The organism is Streptomyces sp. CC0208, from assembly GCF_003443735.1.
Taxonomy (GTDB): Bacteria; Actinomycetota; Actinomycetes; order Streptomycetales; family Streptomycetaceae; genus Streptomyces; species Streptomyces sviceus.
Window position 1 is genome coordinate 6,334,127 of the sequence record NZ_CP031969.1, and the last position, 13,793, is coordinate 6,347,919.

Annotated in this window: 13 protein-coding genes and 1 pseudogene; 7 read left to right on the forward strand and 7 right to left on the reverse strand. The window is 72.0% G+C overall.

The window, feature by feature from the left end:
- The first annotated feature begins 2 nt into the window (after positions 1-2).
- Genes D1369_RS29105 through D1369_RS29115 form a run of 3 tightly spaced genes read left to right on the forward strand, consistent with a single transcriptional unit; the run spans position 3 to position 2,829 of the window.
- Positions 3-752, forward strand: a complete 750-nt coding sequence (locus D1369_RS29105) for an amino acid ABC transporter permease (protein WP_007381617.1) — start codon at positions 3-5, stop codon at positions 750-752.
- Positions 749-1,543 (forward strand): amino acid ABC transporter ATP-binding protein, encoded by a 795-nt coding sequence (locus D1369_RS29110; protein WP_007381616.1) that lies wholly within the window; start codon positions 749-751, stop codon positions 1,541-1,543. The genes D1369_RS29105 and D1369_RS29110 overlap by 4 nt, the downstream gene beginning before the upstream one ends.
- On the forward strand, positions 1,540-2,829 hold the full coding sequence (locus D1369_RS29115) for an FAD-dependent oxidoreductase (protein ID WP_118082688.1): 1,290 nt from the start codon (positions 1,540-1,542) through the stop codon (positions 2,827-2,829). Before D1369_RS29110 ends, D1369_RS29115 begins: the two co-directional genes overlap by 4 nt.
- Before the next feature lie 132 nt (positions 2,830-2,961).
- Here the strand turns inward: D1369_RS29115 and D1369_RS29120 are convergent.
- From D1369_RS29120 to D1369_RS29130, 3 genes and pseudogenes are all read right to left on the reverse strand, one after another.
- A pseudogene (locus D1369_RS29120) lies at positions 2,962-3,647 on the reverse strand (M24 family metallopeptidase); the annotation flags it as partial.
- Between the two features lie 167 nt (positions 3,648-3,814).
- Positions 3,815-4,159 carry a MazG-like family protein gene (locus D1369_RS29125; protein ID WP_007381614.1) on the reverse strand — a complete coding sequence of 115 codons (345 nt, stop codon included), beginning with the start codon at positions 4,157-4,159 and terminating at the stop codon, positions 3,815-3,817.
- A gap of 36 nt (positions 4,160-4,195) precedes the next feature.
- Positions 4,196-4,771 carry a DoxX family membrane protein gene (locus tag D1369_RS29130; RefSeq protein ID WP_007381613.1) on the reverse strand — a complete coding sequence of 192 codons (576 nt, stop codon included), beginning with the start codon at positions 4,769-4,771 and terminating at the stop codon, positions 4,196-4,198.
- A gap of 131 nt (positions 4,772-4,902) precedes the next feature.
- Here D1369_RS29130 and D1369_RS29135 point away from each other — a divergent pair, with 131 nt between their 5' ends.
- A complete protein-coding gene (locus D1369_RS29135) occupies positions 4,903-5,229 on the forward strand; it encodes a nuclear transport factor 2 family protein (RefSeq protein WP_118082689.1) in 327 nt (108 codons plus the stop codon).
- A gap of 67 nt (positions 5,230-5,296) precedes the next feature.
- Positions 5,297-6,277, forward strand: a complete 981-nt coding sequence (locus D1369_RS29140) for an aldo/keto reductase (protein ID WP_202476982.1) — start codon at positions 5,297-5,299, stop codon at positions 6,275-6,277.
- 22 nt (positions 6,278-6,299) lie between these two features.
- Here D1369_RS29140 and D1369_RS29145 read toward each other — a convergent pair whose 3' ends face one another.
- The 4 genes from D1369_RS29145 to D1369_RS29160 form a co-directional block, all read right to left on the reverse strand.
- Positions 6,300-6,989, reverse strand: coding sequence for an ABC transporter ATP-binding protein (locus tag D1369_RS29145; protein ID WP_007381610.1), 690 nt, complete (start codon positions 6,987-6,989; stop codon positions 6,300-6,302).
- A 61-nt stretch (positions 6,990-7,050) separates the two neighbouring features.
- Complete coding sequence (locus D1369_RS29150; protein WP_007381609.1) at positions 7,051-8,523, reverse strand: ABC transporter permease; 1,473 nt, start codon at positions 8,521-8,523, stop codon at positions 7,051-7,053.
- 343 nt (positions 8,524-8,866) lie between these two features.
- Positions 8,867-9,625, reverse strand: coding sequence for an SDR family oxidoreductase (locus D1369_RS29155; RefSeq protein ID WP_007381608.1), 759 nt, complete (start codon positions 9,623-9,625; stop codon positions 8,867-8,869).
- A gap of 28 nt (positions 9,626-9,653) precedes the next feature.
- Positions 9,654-10,673, reverse strand: coding sequence for a Gfo/Idh/MocA family oxidoreductase (locus D1369_RS29160; RefSeq protein ID WP_037899785.1), 1,020 nt, complete (start codon positions 10,671-10,673; stop codon positions 9,654-9,656).
- An 88-nt stretch (positions 10,674-10,761) separates the two neighbouring features.
- Here D1369_RS29160 and D1369_RS29165 point away from each other — a divergent pair, with 88 nt between their 5' ends.
- On the forward strand, positions 10,762-12,063 hold the full coding sequence (locus D1369_RS29165; RefSeq protein ID WP_037899782.1) for a multidrug effflux MFS transporter: 1,302 nt from the start codon (positions 10,762-10,764) through the stop codon (positions 12,061-12,063).
- A complete protein-coding gene (locus D1369_RS29170; protein ID WP_205574492.1) occupies positions 12,015-13,190 on the forward strand; it encodes a serine hydrolase domain-containing protein in 1,176 nt (391 codons plus the stop codon). Before D1369_RS29165 ends, D1369_RS29170 begins: the two co-directional genes overlap by 49 nt.
- Positions 13,191-13,793 lie beyond the last annotated feature (603 nt).

The following is a 13,793-nucleotide window of genomic DNA, read 5'->3' on the forward strand; positions in this document are numbered from 1 at the left end:
ACATGTCCAGCCTCTTTCAGGTTCCCTGGTCCGACTACCGGCCCGACCTCGTCGACGCCCTGTGGCGCACCGTCTCCTACACGGTCGTGAGCTTCGTCGGCGCGGTCCTGCTCGGTCTAGCGGTGGCGCTGCTCCGGCTCAGCAGAGCGTGGCCCGCGCGGGCCGTCGCGGCCGTCTACACCGAGGTGTTCAAGAACGTCCCCCTCCTCGCCATCATCTTCCTCACCTACTTCGGCCTGGCCTCGGCGGGCATCCGGCTCGACGTCTTCACCGCCGGCTGCCTCAGCCTCGTCGTCTTCTACGCCGCCTACCTGTCCGAGATCTTCCGCTCCGCGATCAGCGGGGTGCACGCCGGACAGACGGAGGCCGGGGAGGCGCTGGGCCTGGGCCGGGCGGGAATCTTCGGGCACATCGTCCTGCCGCAGGCCGTACGGCAGGCGCTGCCCGGCACCAACACCATGCTGGTCGACCTGCTGAAGTCCACCTCGCTGCTGGTCACCGTCTCGGCGGCCGAGTTGATGTCCGAGGGGCGGCTCATCACCTCGGCCACCTTCCGGGCCCTGGAGGTGTACCTGGTCATATCGGCCATCTACTTCGCCCTGTGCTACCCGCTCTCCCAACTGCTCCTGCTCCTCGAACGCAAGGTACGGGCGGGCATCCCCCTCTCCCCGTGGCGACGCCGGCGCCTGAAGGCGGCCCGCGCCCTGCTCGCCCCGGCCGTGGAGACCGACATGAAGGCAGGTGCCGTATGACCGAGTCGGTCACCACCCCGCAGACCACGTCTGGGACACCGACAGAGGCAGTCGTACGGATCAACGGCCTGAGCAAGTCCTTCGACGGCCGCCTCGTCCTCGACCAGGTGGATCTGGAGGTCGACCGCGGCCGGATCGTCAGCGTCATCGGACAGAGCGGCGGCGGCAAGACGACCCTGATGCGCTGCGTCAACCTGCTGGAACGGCCCGACCGCGGCACGATCGAGGTCGCCGGAGAGGTGGTGCACAGCGACGGCCGCACGGTCTGCCGCGACCTGCCCCGGCTGCGCCGTACCGTCGGCATGGTCTTCCAGCGGTTCAACCTCTTCCCGCACCTGACCGCCGTGGAGAACGTCGTCCTGGCCCAGCGCAAGGCGGGCATCCCGGAGCAGGAGGCGCTGGAGCGTGCCGTCACGTTGCTGCGCAGGGTCGGCGTCGCGCACCGCGCCCTCGGCCGGCCCGAACAGCTGTCCGGTGGCGAGCAGCAACGCGTCGCCATCGCGCGGGCCCTCGCCCTCAAGCCCGAGCTGCTGCTCTTCGACGAGCCCACGTCCTCCCTGGACCCCGAGGCGACCCGGGAGGTACTGAGCGTGATGCGCGAACTCGCCGCGGACGGGATGACGATGCTGCTGGTCACCCACGAACTGCCGTTCGCCCGCGAGGTGTCCGACCACGTCGTCTTCGTCGACGGCGGCCGGATCGTGGAGGAGGGCAGGCCCGAGGACGTGCTCGACAGCCCCTCCCAGGCCCGCACCCAAGAGTTCCTCGCGTCGTACGGAACCGCGTCATGACCGGTACGCCGGCGCTCACCGGCGACGGACCCGTGGTGGTCGTCGGGGGCGGTGTCGTAGGACTGTGCACCGCGTACTACCTGGCGGCGGCCGGACTTCCGGTGGAGGTCGTCGAGCGGCGCGGGCTGGGTTCGGGGGTGTCCCGGGGCAACGCGGGCTGGGTCTGCCTCAGCCACTCGACGCCCGTTCCGTCCCCCGGCGTGCTGCGCTACGCCCTGCGTTCCCTGGGCCGTCCGGACTCGCCGCTCTATCTGCGGCCCCTTCCCGACCCGGCGTTCCTGCGCTGGCTGTGGCGGTTCTGGCGCAGCAGCGCACCGGCCGCCTTCCGGAGGGGCTACGCGGCGATCGCCGACCTGAACCACGACACCTTCGACCTCTTCGACGAGCTGAGCGAGGCCGGGGTGGCCACCACCCTGACCCGGCCCGGCATGGTGCACGCGTTCCTGTCGGAGGCCGAGGCCCGTCATCACCTCGCGATCCAGCGGGAGATGGCGGAGGGCCACTATCCGATGCCCGCCGACATCACCACGGGCGACGAGGCCCGTCTGCTGGACAGCGCGCTCTCGTCCAAGGTGCGCGCCGCCTACCTCGTCGAGGGCGAGGGCGTGGTCGATCCGGAGGGGTTCGCCCGCGGACTCGGCGAGGCGCTCGCCGCCGCGGGGGTGAAGGTCCACGAGAACGCGGAGGTCACCGGATTCCGGTCCGGGACGGGGCGGGTGACCGCGCTCCGGACCGACCGGGGCGAGATCCCCTGCTCGGCCGTCGTCGTGGCGGCCGGAATGCGGTCCCCGGCGCTGCTGCGCGAGCTCGGACACCGGCTGCCCCTCCAGGCCGGCAAGGGCTACAGCTTCGCGGTGGACCTGGACCCGGCACCCCGGCACACCCTGTACTTCGGCGAGCGCAGGGCCGTCGCCTCACCGATCGGCACCACCACCCGGATCGGCGGCACGATGGAGCTGAGCGGCAACAACAACCGCCTCGACTGGCGCCGGATCGTCGCGGTGGCGCTCGCCAGCCGCCACTACCTGGGCCGCTGGTTCGACGACCCCGACGACCTGGTGAGCCTGATCCGCGACCCCTGGGTCGGCGGCCGGCCCTTCCTGCCGGACGGCCTCCCGGTGATCGACCGTGTGCCAGGCCGGGAGAACGTATTCGCAGCCACCGGCCACGGCATGCTCGGCGTCACCCTGGGTCCTGCCACCGGCCACCGGCTCGCCGAGTACATCCGCACCGGCCGCCGCCCCGAGGTCCTCGCCCCGTTCGGCTTCGACCGGCTGCCCGGCTGAGGAGACACGGCGACGCCGGTCGGGCGGGCTCCCGGGGCCGCGGGAGGGGAGGCGCCGAGCTGATGCCGGATGTGATCGAGTACGTGCCGACGCGGCGCGGCGACGGCAGGCCCGCAACCAGCCCCTCAGCCCTGTGCGGGCCGTGTGCGAGTGGTAGCCGTCCTTCCGGCCGCCGAGGTGCAGGACCACCATGTCGCCCGTCTTGAGCGTCCGGTCGCCCGACTGTGGTGTGGGTTCGCGCTGTTCCGGCCGGACGCCACCACGGTGACGACCTGGCTGTGCCCCTGTTCGTGGAGCAGGCGGGCCAGGTCTGCGGCCACTTCGGACTCGCGGCGGCCGGTGAAGCGGGCGGCGAGGATCTCCTCGTAGGCCGTGTCCGCCGCCGCTCCCGCTGCCGTAAGGCGTGCCACCTCGTGTGCGTCCTTCACCGCGCGGAGCAGGGGGAGTACGACGGTCAGGGGGCGGTAGGTCGTCAGCGGCAGGGCCTGGAGGCCGAGGAGGTGGAGGGCGCAGGTGGTGTCGGAGACGCCGTAGCGGCCGTTGGGGAGGAGGAGGCCGGTGGCTGCGGCGTACGGGTCCTGGCCGTCGCGCCAGTCGGAGATGCGGAGGGCGTTCGCGCCGGGGGCCGCTTCCGCGTCGTCGCGTTCGAGGGACGGGACCAACAGGCGGGGTTCGGAGCGGGGGGTGAGGACGAGGAGGGTGAGGCGTTCCGTCGTCGCGGTGGGGCGGTAGCCGCACAGCCACGTCGGGTCGGGGCCGGGGGTGATGAGCAGCCCGGCCAGGCCGGCCTCGGTCGTGTCCCTGGCCGCCCTGGTCATACGGGCCGCGTAGTCCTGTTCTGTGAAGGGGGCGGGGGTGTCGTTCACGGGGCTCCTCCGACCGCTGCCGTCGCCGGTTCATCGTCGGAGGAGCGGGGTGCAGGGTGCGGGGTGCCCGGGGGCCCAGGCCGGTTGGGTGACAGTTCGTCGTGCCGCCCAGGGGTGAGTCAGAGGGCCCCGGGGCCCAGCGAACGTTCCGCGACCCGACCCAGATGGCGGTGGAACACCCCCCGCGTGTCCGGCGTCAGCGTGCGCAGCGCCACCAACGCGGTGATCACCACGTCGCACAGCTCGCCCTGCACGTCCTCCCAGGTGTGGCTGACACCCTTGCGGGGGTTCTGGCCGAGCGCCCCGATGACCGCCTCGGAGACCTCGCCGACCTCCTCGGAGAGCTTCAGCATGCGCAGGAGGAGACCCTCGCGCCCGCTCACCGGCTGATCCGTCTCCAGCCAGGTCCACAGGGCGTCGACCGACGTCCAGAGGTCGGGGGAGGGGGTGTCGTGATCACTCATGTGGAGGAGCTTGCCACGGCGCGGGGTCCCGCTCGCCTACTCCGCGAACAACGCCTCTTCCTCCTCGAACAGCGACGCCTGCCCGTCGTCGCCCGCACCCTCCTTCTCCCGCAGCCGCCGATTCCGCGCCCCCACGACGAGCGTCGTCACCAGCGCCGTCGCACCGAGGGCCACCGGCACCATCCAGCTCCGGTTCACCGTGTGACCGAGGGCGTGGTCCAGGGAGAGGCGTCCCGGGCCCGTCACCGCGAGACCCGCCGCCGTGAGGCCCAGCGTGGCCGCGTACTCGTAGCCGCCGCCCTGGTTGAAGAAGCCGTTGGGTGCGTGGACCGCGGACGCGCCCGCCATCGCGCCGGCCGCCGCCGCACCCGCGGCCGGGGTCGCGAGGCCCAGGGCCAGCAGGGTGCCGCCGCCCGCCTCGGCAAGGCCCGCCGCGGTGGCGCTCGCCTTGCCCGGCGCGTAGCCGACGGACTCCATGAACTGGCCGGTTCCCTCCAGGCCGCCCCCGCCGAACCAGCCGAGCAGTTTCTGCGCGCCGTGGGCGGCCAGTACACCCCCGGTTCCCAGCCGGAGCAGCAGCAGGCCCAGATCACGTCGGTCATAAGCGGTCACGATGACTCCCAGCACAAGAAGTGGACGAGACCCCCCTCGCGTTTCCACCGTCGCACCGCTCACACCTGCCCGGAACACTCGCGCGGCCGTTCGGGTGGCGGGGCCGGGGGAGCGGTGTGAGGGTGACGGGCATGACGATTCAGACCGCCCGACTGAGCGACCCGGCCGTCCGCGCCTTCGTCTCCGCCGTCAACGCCCACGACCGCGAGGCCTTCCTGGCCCTGCTCGCGCCCGGTGCGACCATGGCGGACGACGGCAGCGACCGTGACCTCGAAGAGTGGGTCGACCGGGAGATCTTCACCTCCCACGGTCACCTCGACGTCGACAACGAGTCCAACGGCGGCCGTTCCCTCCTCGCCCGCTACCGCAACGACGCGTGGGGCGAGATGCGCACCCGCTGGGACTTCACGGTCGGGGAGGACGGCCGGATCTCCCGCTTCGAGACCGGTCAGGCCTGACCTCCGGCAGCCGCCCTCGTGAAACCCCTTGCCCTGAAGCGCACTCCAACTCCTAACGTTCCTGGGCATGGAGATCACACGCACGCTCGGCCGCTCCGGCATCGACATCAGCGCGCTCGGCTTCGGCTGCTGGGCGATCGGCGGCGAATGGCAGGCCGCCGACGGGCAGCCGCTCGGCTGGGGCAAGGTCGACGACGAGGAGTCCGTACGGGCGGTCCGGCGCGCCCTCGACCTGGGCATCACCTTCTTCGACACCGCGGACACCTACGGCGCCGGACACAGCGAACGCGTCCTGGGCCGCGCCCTCGGCAAGCGCCGGGACGACGTCGTCCTCGCCACCAAGTGGGGCAACGTCTTCGACGAGGACACCCGCACCCTCACCGGCTCAGACCACACCCCCGAGTACGCCCGCCGTGCCCTGACCGCGTCCCTGGAACGCCTGGACACCGATCACATCGACCTCTACCAGCTCCACCTCTCCGACCTCGACCCGGCGCTCGCGGCCGAACTGAGGGATCTGTGCGAGGAGTTCGTCAGCGAGGGGCTCATCCGCGCCTACGCCTGGAGCACCGACGACCCGGCCCGTGCCGCGGTGTTCGCCGAGGGGGAGCACTGCGCGGCCGTACAGCACGCGCTCAATGTGATGCAGGACGCGCCCGAAATGCTGGCCCTGTGCGAGGAGTCGGGGCTCGCGAGCATCAACCGCAGTCCGCTCGCGATGGGGTTGCTGGCCGGCAAGCGTCAAGGGCCCAAGGACGCCGGTGACATCCGCAGCAGGCCCCCGGCCTGGCTGCAGGGCTTCGGTGACGGCGCGTCCGCCGACCCTCAGTGGCTGGCCCGCATCGACGCGCTGAAGGAGATCCTCACGAGCGAGGGCCGTACGCTCGCCCAGGGCGCCCTGGGCTGGATCTGGGCCCGCAGCCCGCGCACGGTGCCGATCCCGGGCTTCCGGTCGGTGGCGCAGGCCGAGCAGAACGCGGGCGCGATCGAGAAGGGGCCGCTGACCGCCGACCAGTTGACCGAGATCAACAGGCTTCTCGCACGGTGAACGGCCCCGCCTCGCGCGGCGACTACCGCTGAGCCGGCGACTGTTCGGTCAAGGCGATCTGCCCCGACTTGATCGTCGCCAGCCGCGGCGCCCGCCGGGCGATCGACGAGTCATGGGTGACCATGACGAACGTCAACCCGTACTCGTGCCACAGCCCTTCCAGCAACGCCATGATCTCGTCCCGCATCGACTCGTCGAGGTTGCCGGTCGGCTCGTCGGCGAGCAGCACCTTCGGCTTCTTGACCAGCGCCCGCGCGATGGCCACCCGTTGCTGCTGCCCACCGGACAGCTCGGCCGGCGCGTGGGTGAGCCGTTCGCCGAGGCCGACGGACCGCAGCGCCTCGGCCGCCCGCTCACGCCGTTCCGCCGGCTTCACCCCCAGCGGGACCAGCGCCGTCTCCACGTTCTCCTGCGCGGTCAGCGTCGGGATGAGATTGAACGACTGGAAGATGATGCCGACCTTCTCGGCCCGCAGCCGGGTCAGCCTGGCCTCGCTGATCTTCGCGAGGTCGACACCGTCCAGCTCGACGCTGCCCTCGGTGGGGCGGTCCAGTCCGCCGATCATCTGGAGCAGCGTGGACTTGCCGCCGCCGGTGGGGCCCTGGATGACCAGCTGGTCGCCGTCCTCGATGGTGAGGTCGACGCCGCGCAGAGCCTCGACGGTCTCCTTGCCGCGCGTGTAGCGCTTGGTGACACCCGTGAGTCTGTACATGGGAACTCCGTAGAAAAGGAAGAGGGGCGGGGCAGCTGCCGTTACGGCCGCTCGGGCGCCGTCACGACACGCTGCGCAGCGCGTCCGCCGGCCGCATCCGGGACGCCCGCCAGCCGCCCATCGCCCCGGCGATCAGCCCGCCGGTCACCGCGAGGCCCACGGCGAGCGCGATGGTGGTCATCGAGACCGGCGCGGACAGCGCGATCTCCAGGGTGTTCTGGGAGGCCTGCCCGCCGGGACCACCGCCACCGCCCGGACCGCCACCCGTACCGCCGCCACCGGTGTTCCCGAGCTGCGCGGTCAGCTTGGGGCTGATCGCGGTCACCGTGTACGCGGCCGCGAGGCCGAGTCCGATGCCGAGGGCGCCGCCGAGCAGGCCGTTCACGATCGACTCGCCGACGACCTGCCGGGTGACCCGGCGACTCGGCCAGCCGAGCGCCTTCAGAGTGCCGAACTCCCGTACCCGGCGCGAGACCGCGGAGGAGGTCAGCAGCGCGGCCACCAGGAAGGCGGCGACGAGCACGGCGATCGACAGCCACTTGCCGACGCTGGTCGCGAGGTCGGAGGCGGTGGACAGCGAACCGGACACGGTCTCCGCGAGATCGGCGGACGTCGTGACGGTCGTACCGGAGATGTTCTTCTGGATCGCCGCCTTGACGGAGTCGATCTGCTGCGAGTCGGTCGCCTTGACGTAGACCGTGGTGACCTGGTTCTTGGCGTCGGCCAGCGTCTGCGCCTGCTTCAGCGGCAGGTAGACGTCGGTGGTGGACTCGCTGCTGTCGGGCGTCGCGATGCCGATGATCGTGTACTTGCTGCCGGAGATGGTCAGGGTCTTGCCGAGCTTGAGGGAGTTCTCCTTGGCGTACGCCTTGCTGACGACGGCGACCTTCGCGTTGGTCTGCGCTGCGGTGAAGGTCTTGCCGGTGGTGATCTTCGAGCCGGCGAGCGGGCCGAGCGTCTGGTCGGTGACGTCGACGCCGGCGACCGAGTAGGAGTTCACGTCGAAGTCGGCGCCGCCGCCCTGGACCTGGGGCGCGGCGGTGCTGTTGCCGCCTGAGCCGCCGCCCGGACCGCCCTGGCCGCTGTTCCCTGTGTTTCCGCCGGCACTCTGCGCCTTGCCCTGGGTGAAGGAGCCGTCGACCTTGGTGACGTTGAGCGTCAGCGCGCCGACCGCGCCGGCGACGCCCTTCTGCGCGGCGACCTTGGTGACCACGCCGGACGCCAGGGCCTGACCGCCCTGGGTCATCACGCGGTCGGAGCTCTGTGTGGCGTCGCTGTCGTTGGAATTGGCGTCGAACCGGAAGTTCGGTCTGCCCGAACTTCCGGACGTGGGGGCGGACCTGGCCTTGGTGACGGTCATGTCGGTGCCGAGGCCGTACAGCGACTTCAGGACCTTGTCCTGAGCCTGAGTCATGCCGGCCGACACCGAGTTGACGGTGATGACCAGCGCGATACCGAGCGCCAGACCCAGTGCGATGACCAGGGCCGCCTTCTTGCGCCGGCCCAGCTCGCGCTTGAGATAGATGCCAAACATCCCGTTCCTCGAAGGTTCTTGGCGCCCGCTGTGGGCGCGCCCTCAAGGTAGGGACGCCGCATTGCGGGGCCGTGAGGAAGCGATGTGCGAGGGCTGAGAAGGGATGTGCGCGAGCTGAGAATGTGCGCGGCGGCCGTCCACGGACCGGTGCGTACCTCGCGGTCCCACGCGAGATCCACCCCCACCCGGTCCATGGATGGCCGCCGCGCTCCCCCCTCGGATGCGGTCGTCGGAACGCCACCCCTCAAGTGTGAAGCTCTTGTGGAGGACGCGTGATGAGCATAAGCCGCCAACCGGCCGCAGTGGGGTGGAATCTTGTATTCCGCTTGTGGTAATCGGCTGCTCAGCCACGCCCCACATAGGGCATCGCCGTCGCCAGTACGGTCGCGAACTGCACGTTCGCCTCCAGCGGCAGCTCCGCCATGTGCCGCACTGTGCGCGCCACGTCGGCCACGTCCATCACCGGTTCCGGCACGACCTCCCCGTTGGCCTGGAGGACTCCGGCCCGCATGCCCGCGGTCATGTCGGTCGCCGCGTTCCCGATGTCGATCTGCCCGACCGCGATGCCGTACGGCCGCCCGTCCAGCGACAGCGACTTGGTGAGGCCGGTGAGGGCGTGCTTGGTCGCGGTGTAGGCGACGGAGTGCGGCCGGGGCGTGTGCGCCGAGATCGAGCCGTTGTTGATGATCCGCCCGCCCCGCGGGTCCTGCTCCTTCATCTGCCGGTACGCCGCCTGCGCGCACAGGAACGCCCCGTTGAGGTTGGTGTCCACCACGTGCCGCCACGCGTCGTACGACAGCTCCTCCACCGGCACCCCGCCGGGCCCGAAGGTCCCCGCGTTGTTGAACAGCAGATCCACCCGCCCGAACCGCTCCACGGTGGCGGCGAACAGCGCGGCCACGTCCTCGGGGACCGAGACGTCCGTCCGTACGGCGAGAGCGGCGCCCTCGGGCACGAGGGCCGCCGTCTCCTCCAGCGTCTCGGTCCGCCGCCCGGCCAGCGCCACCGACCAGCCCGTCCGCAGCAGTTCCACGGCGACCGCGCGGCCGATCCCCGAGCCCGCGCCGGTCACCACGGCGGTCTTCACGTTCTTGGTGTCCATGAACCCGCAGCGTAGGTGAGACGGGGGCTCACGCCGGCGTGACGATCCCGGCGGTCTCTCCCGGGTAGCGCACGCCGATCCGGTCCCGAACCGCGTCCAGGGTCCGCATCACCGCGAGGGTGCCCTCCAGAGGCACCAGCGGGGACTGGGTCTCACCGGCCCGCAGGGCGCGCATCACCTCGCGGGCCTCGTGCTTGAGGCTGTTGCGGGGCCCGTCGGCCGGGTCGGCGACGAACTCCTCCGGGTCACGCCCGTCGCGGTGCAGGACGAAACGGTCCGGGTGGAAGAAGCCGTTCGGGATGTCGATGCGTCCCAGCGAGCCGGTGACCGAGGCGATCGTGGCGGTGCCGCCGGTCAGTGAGCAGTGCAGGGAGGCGAGCGCCCCGCTGTCCCAGGACAGCAGCGCGCCCGTCTGGAGGTCGACGCCCTCCTCGGAGAGCACCGCCTTCGCCGTGACGTCCGTGGGCTCCCCGAGCAGCAGGTGCGCGAACGACACCGGGTACACCCCTAGATCGAGCAGCGCGCCCCCGCCCTGGGCCGGGTCCCGCAGCCGGTGCGAGGGCGGAAAGGGCCCGGCGAGCCCGAAGTCGGCCTGGACGGTGCGCACTTCACCGATCGCGCCGTCGTCGACGAGGGCCTTGAGCCGCCTGACCAGCGGGTTGCAGTACATCCACATGGCCTCCATGAGGAAGCGCCCGTGGTCCTTCGCGAGCCCGACCAGTTCCTCGGCCTCCCGCGTGTTCAGCGTGAACGCCTTCTCGCACAGGACATTGCGTCCGGCGGTCAGACACAGCCCGGCGGCCGCGCGATGTGCCGCGTGCGGGGTGGCGACGTACACGACATCGATGTCCGCGTCCTCGGCGAGGGCACCCCACTCGCCGTACGCCCGCTCGATCCCGAACCGTTCCGCGAACGCCTTCGCCGAGGCCTCGGACCGGGAGGCCACCGCGACCACCTCCGCGTCCGGCAGATCCACCAGGTCCGCGGTGAACGCGGCCGCGATCCCGCCCGTCGCCAGAATCCCCCAGCGCACGCTCTGCTCCGTCATTCCCGGCTCCACCCTCGCTCACCTGACCGTCGCCACCCTGTACGAGCTGAGAGCATAGGTGTCGGATCACGTGGAGAGGGAGGGGCACATGCCCGAGCAGGGGCACCTTGAGCAGCGCGGGCATGTCGAGAGGGCGGACGTACCGGACACGGAACGACCGGCGGCCGCCGTGCGCCGCACCGGTCTGCTCGTCACCCTGCTCCTCGGCGGCCTCACCGCCACGCCCCCGCTCGCGATGGACATGTACCTGCCGTCGCTGCCGGAGGTCACCGACTCGCTGCACGCGCCCGCCGCCACGGTCCAGCTCACCCTCACCGCGTGTCTCCTCGGCATGGCGCTCGGGCAACTGGTGGTCGGCCCGATGAGCGACCGCTGGGGCCGCCGGCGCCCCCTGCTCGCCGGTCTCCTCGTGTACGTCGTCGCCACCGCGCTGTGTGCCGTAGCGCCGACCGTGGAGTTCCTGGTCGGCTTCCGGCTGGTGCAGGGACTCGCGGGCGCCGCGGGCATAGTGATCGCCCGGGCGGTGGTCCGGGACCTGTACGACGGCGTGGCGATGGCCCGGTTCTTCTCCACCCTCATGCTGATCGGCGGGGTCGCGCCGATCGTGGCGCCGCTGATCGGCGGGCAGATCCTGCGGGTGACGGACTGGCGGGGCGTGTTCGTCGTCCTGACGGCCATCGGGGCGCTGCTCGCCGTCCTGGTGTGGGCGAGGCTGCCCGAGACCCTGCCCGCCGCCGAGCGGCACACCGGCGGCGTCGTCGACGCCCTGCACTCCATGCGCCGCCTCCTCGCCGACCTGCCGTTCACCGGCTACATGCTCACCGGCGGCTTCGCCTTCGCCGCGCTGTTCGCCTACATCTCGGCGTCCCCGTTCGTGATCCAGGAGATCTACGGGGCCTCCCCGCAGACGTTCAGCCTGCTGTTCGGCGTGAACTCGGTCGGCCTGGTCGTGGTCGGCCAGATCAACGGCAAGGTGCTCGTCGGCAGGGTCGGTCTGGACCGGGTCCTGGGTGTGGGGCTGCTGACCGTGACGGCGGCGGCCGCGGCTCTGCTGCTGATGACGACCGGGGTCTTCGGCGAGGTGGGCCTGTTCCCCGTCGCCGCCGGCCTCTTCGTCCTGATGTCCGCGATGGGTGTCACCCTGCCCAACGCCCAGTCCCTGGCGCTGCTGCGCACCAAGCACTCCGCCGGTTCCGCGTCCGCCCTGCTCGGCACGTCCTCCTTCCTGATCGGCGCGGTCGCCTCCCCGCTGGTAGGCATGGCGGGGGAGGGCACGGCGGTCCCGATGGCGGTCGTCCAGTTGGCGGCAGCACTGGTAGCGCTCCTGTGTTTCATGGCAATGTGCCGTCCTTGGAACAGGCGTGCGACTACGGAGGGGGCGGAGAGCTGAGCGCACCGAGACTGCGCACCGACACACCGGAACGGGCCGGGCTCGACCCCGGGGAACTCCGGCATCTCGTCCGGGACTTCCACACCCTCACTACCGGTGACCGCCCCTGGGCCCCCGGCGCCGTCCTGGTCGCGGGGCGCGGCCCGGTGATCGCCGTGGAGGAGGCGTCGGGCTGGGCCGTCCGTTACGGCTCCTACGACCCCGAAGCCGACGCGGGCGTGGAACTGCCTCCCGAGGCGCGCCTCCCCGTCCGGACGGACACCCCCTTCGACCTGGCGTCCCTCACCAAACTGTTCACGGCTGTGGCGGCGGTGCAGCAGATCGAACGCGGCACGCTGGGCATCGACGCGCGGGTGGGTGCCTACCTGCCCGACTTCACGGCGGCCGTGACCCACTCGATCACCGTCCGTGAACTGCTCACCCACACCTCGGGACTGCGCCCCGAACTCCCGTTCCACGACTGCGACAGCGACGAGGAGCGCCTGAACCTCCTGCGTGCCGAGCCGCCCATCGGCGTCCCCGGCACCTACACCTACTCCGACCTCAACCCGCTCCTCCTCCAGCACGTCCTCCAACGCATCACCGGCCGCCCCCTCGACGTCCTCGTCCACGAGGGCATCACCCGCCCCCTGGGGATGACGTCCACCCGCTTCGGCCCCTGCCCGAGGGCGGCGGCCACGGAGGACCAGCGCCGGCCGTGGGCCAAGGCGGACCGGGGGATGCTGCGGGGCGTGGTCCACGACGAGAACGCGTGGGCGCTCGGCGGGGTGGCGGGCCACGCGGGCCTCTTCTCGACCGCCCGCGACCTCGCGATCTTCTGCCGGGCCCTGCTGGCGGGCGGCGCGTACGGCCCCGCCCGCATCCTCGGCCCGGACTTCGTGGAGCTCCTGCTGACCCCGCCCGGGCTGGGCTTCGCCATCGACCAGAAGTGGTTCATGGGGGAGCTGGCGGGGCGGGGAGCCGCGGGCCACACGGGCTTCACGGGCACGTCGCTGGTCCTGGACCCGGCGACCGACACGTTCGTGGTGCTCCTGGCCAACACGGTGCACCCGAGAAGACGCCCCCCGGACAACCGACCACGGGCGGAGGCGGCGACGCGGGTGGCACGGGCGGTACGGGGGGCGTGAGGGCGTGAGGCGCTCAGCTCTCCACGCCGGTCCGGGAGAACCCGGCCCGTCCGTGCGCGCGAGGACGCGGCGCTTGGGGCCGGTGGGGGCTGGTGGCTAGGTGGCTGGAGGCGCAGCCCTCGCACGGACCCGAAGCGCCCCGGGGCGACGGGCCGGACGGTGACAGCGGGGACGAGAACCTGCGGCGCCCACCGCCAGGGCGGGCCCCATCGTCAGGGCAAGGCCCGCTGTCACCGTCCGGCCCGTCGCCAGGATGAGGTCCACCGCGAGGATGAGGTCCACCGCCAGGGCGAGGCCCGCCCCTGCGCGGCGAGGCCCGCCCCTGCGCGGCGAGGCCCGCCCCTGCGCGGCGAGGCCCGCCCCTGCGCGGCGAGGCCCGCTCTCGTATGGCGAGGGCCGCTCCCGTATGGCGAGGCTCGCCCCTGCGCGGCGAGGGCCGCTCCCGTATGGCGAGGCTCGCCCCTGCGCGGCGAGGGCCGCTCCCGTATGGCGAGGCCCGCCCCGGCACTGCGACGCCCGCCCCCACACGGCGAGGCCCACCCCGGCACCGCGACGCCCGCCCCCGCACCGCGAGGCCCGCCCCCACACCCCCCGCCCCTAGAA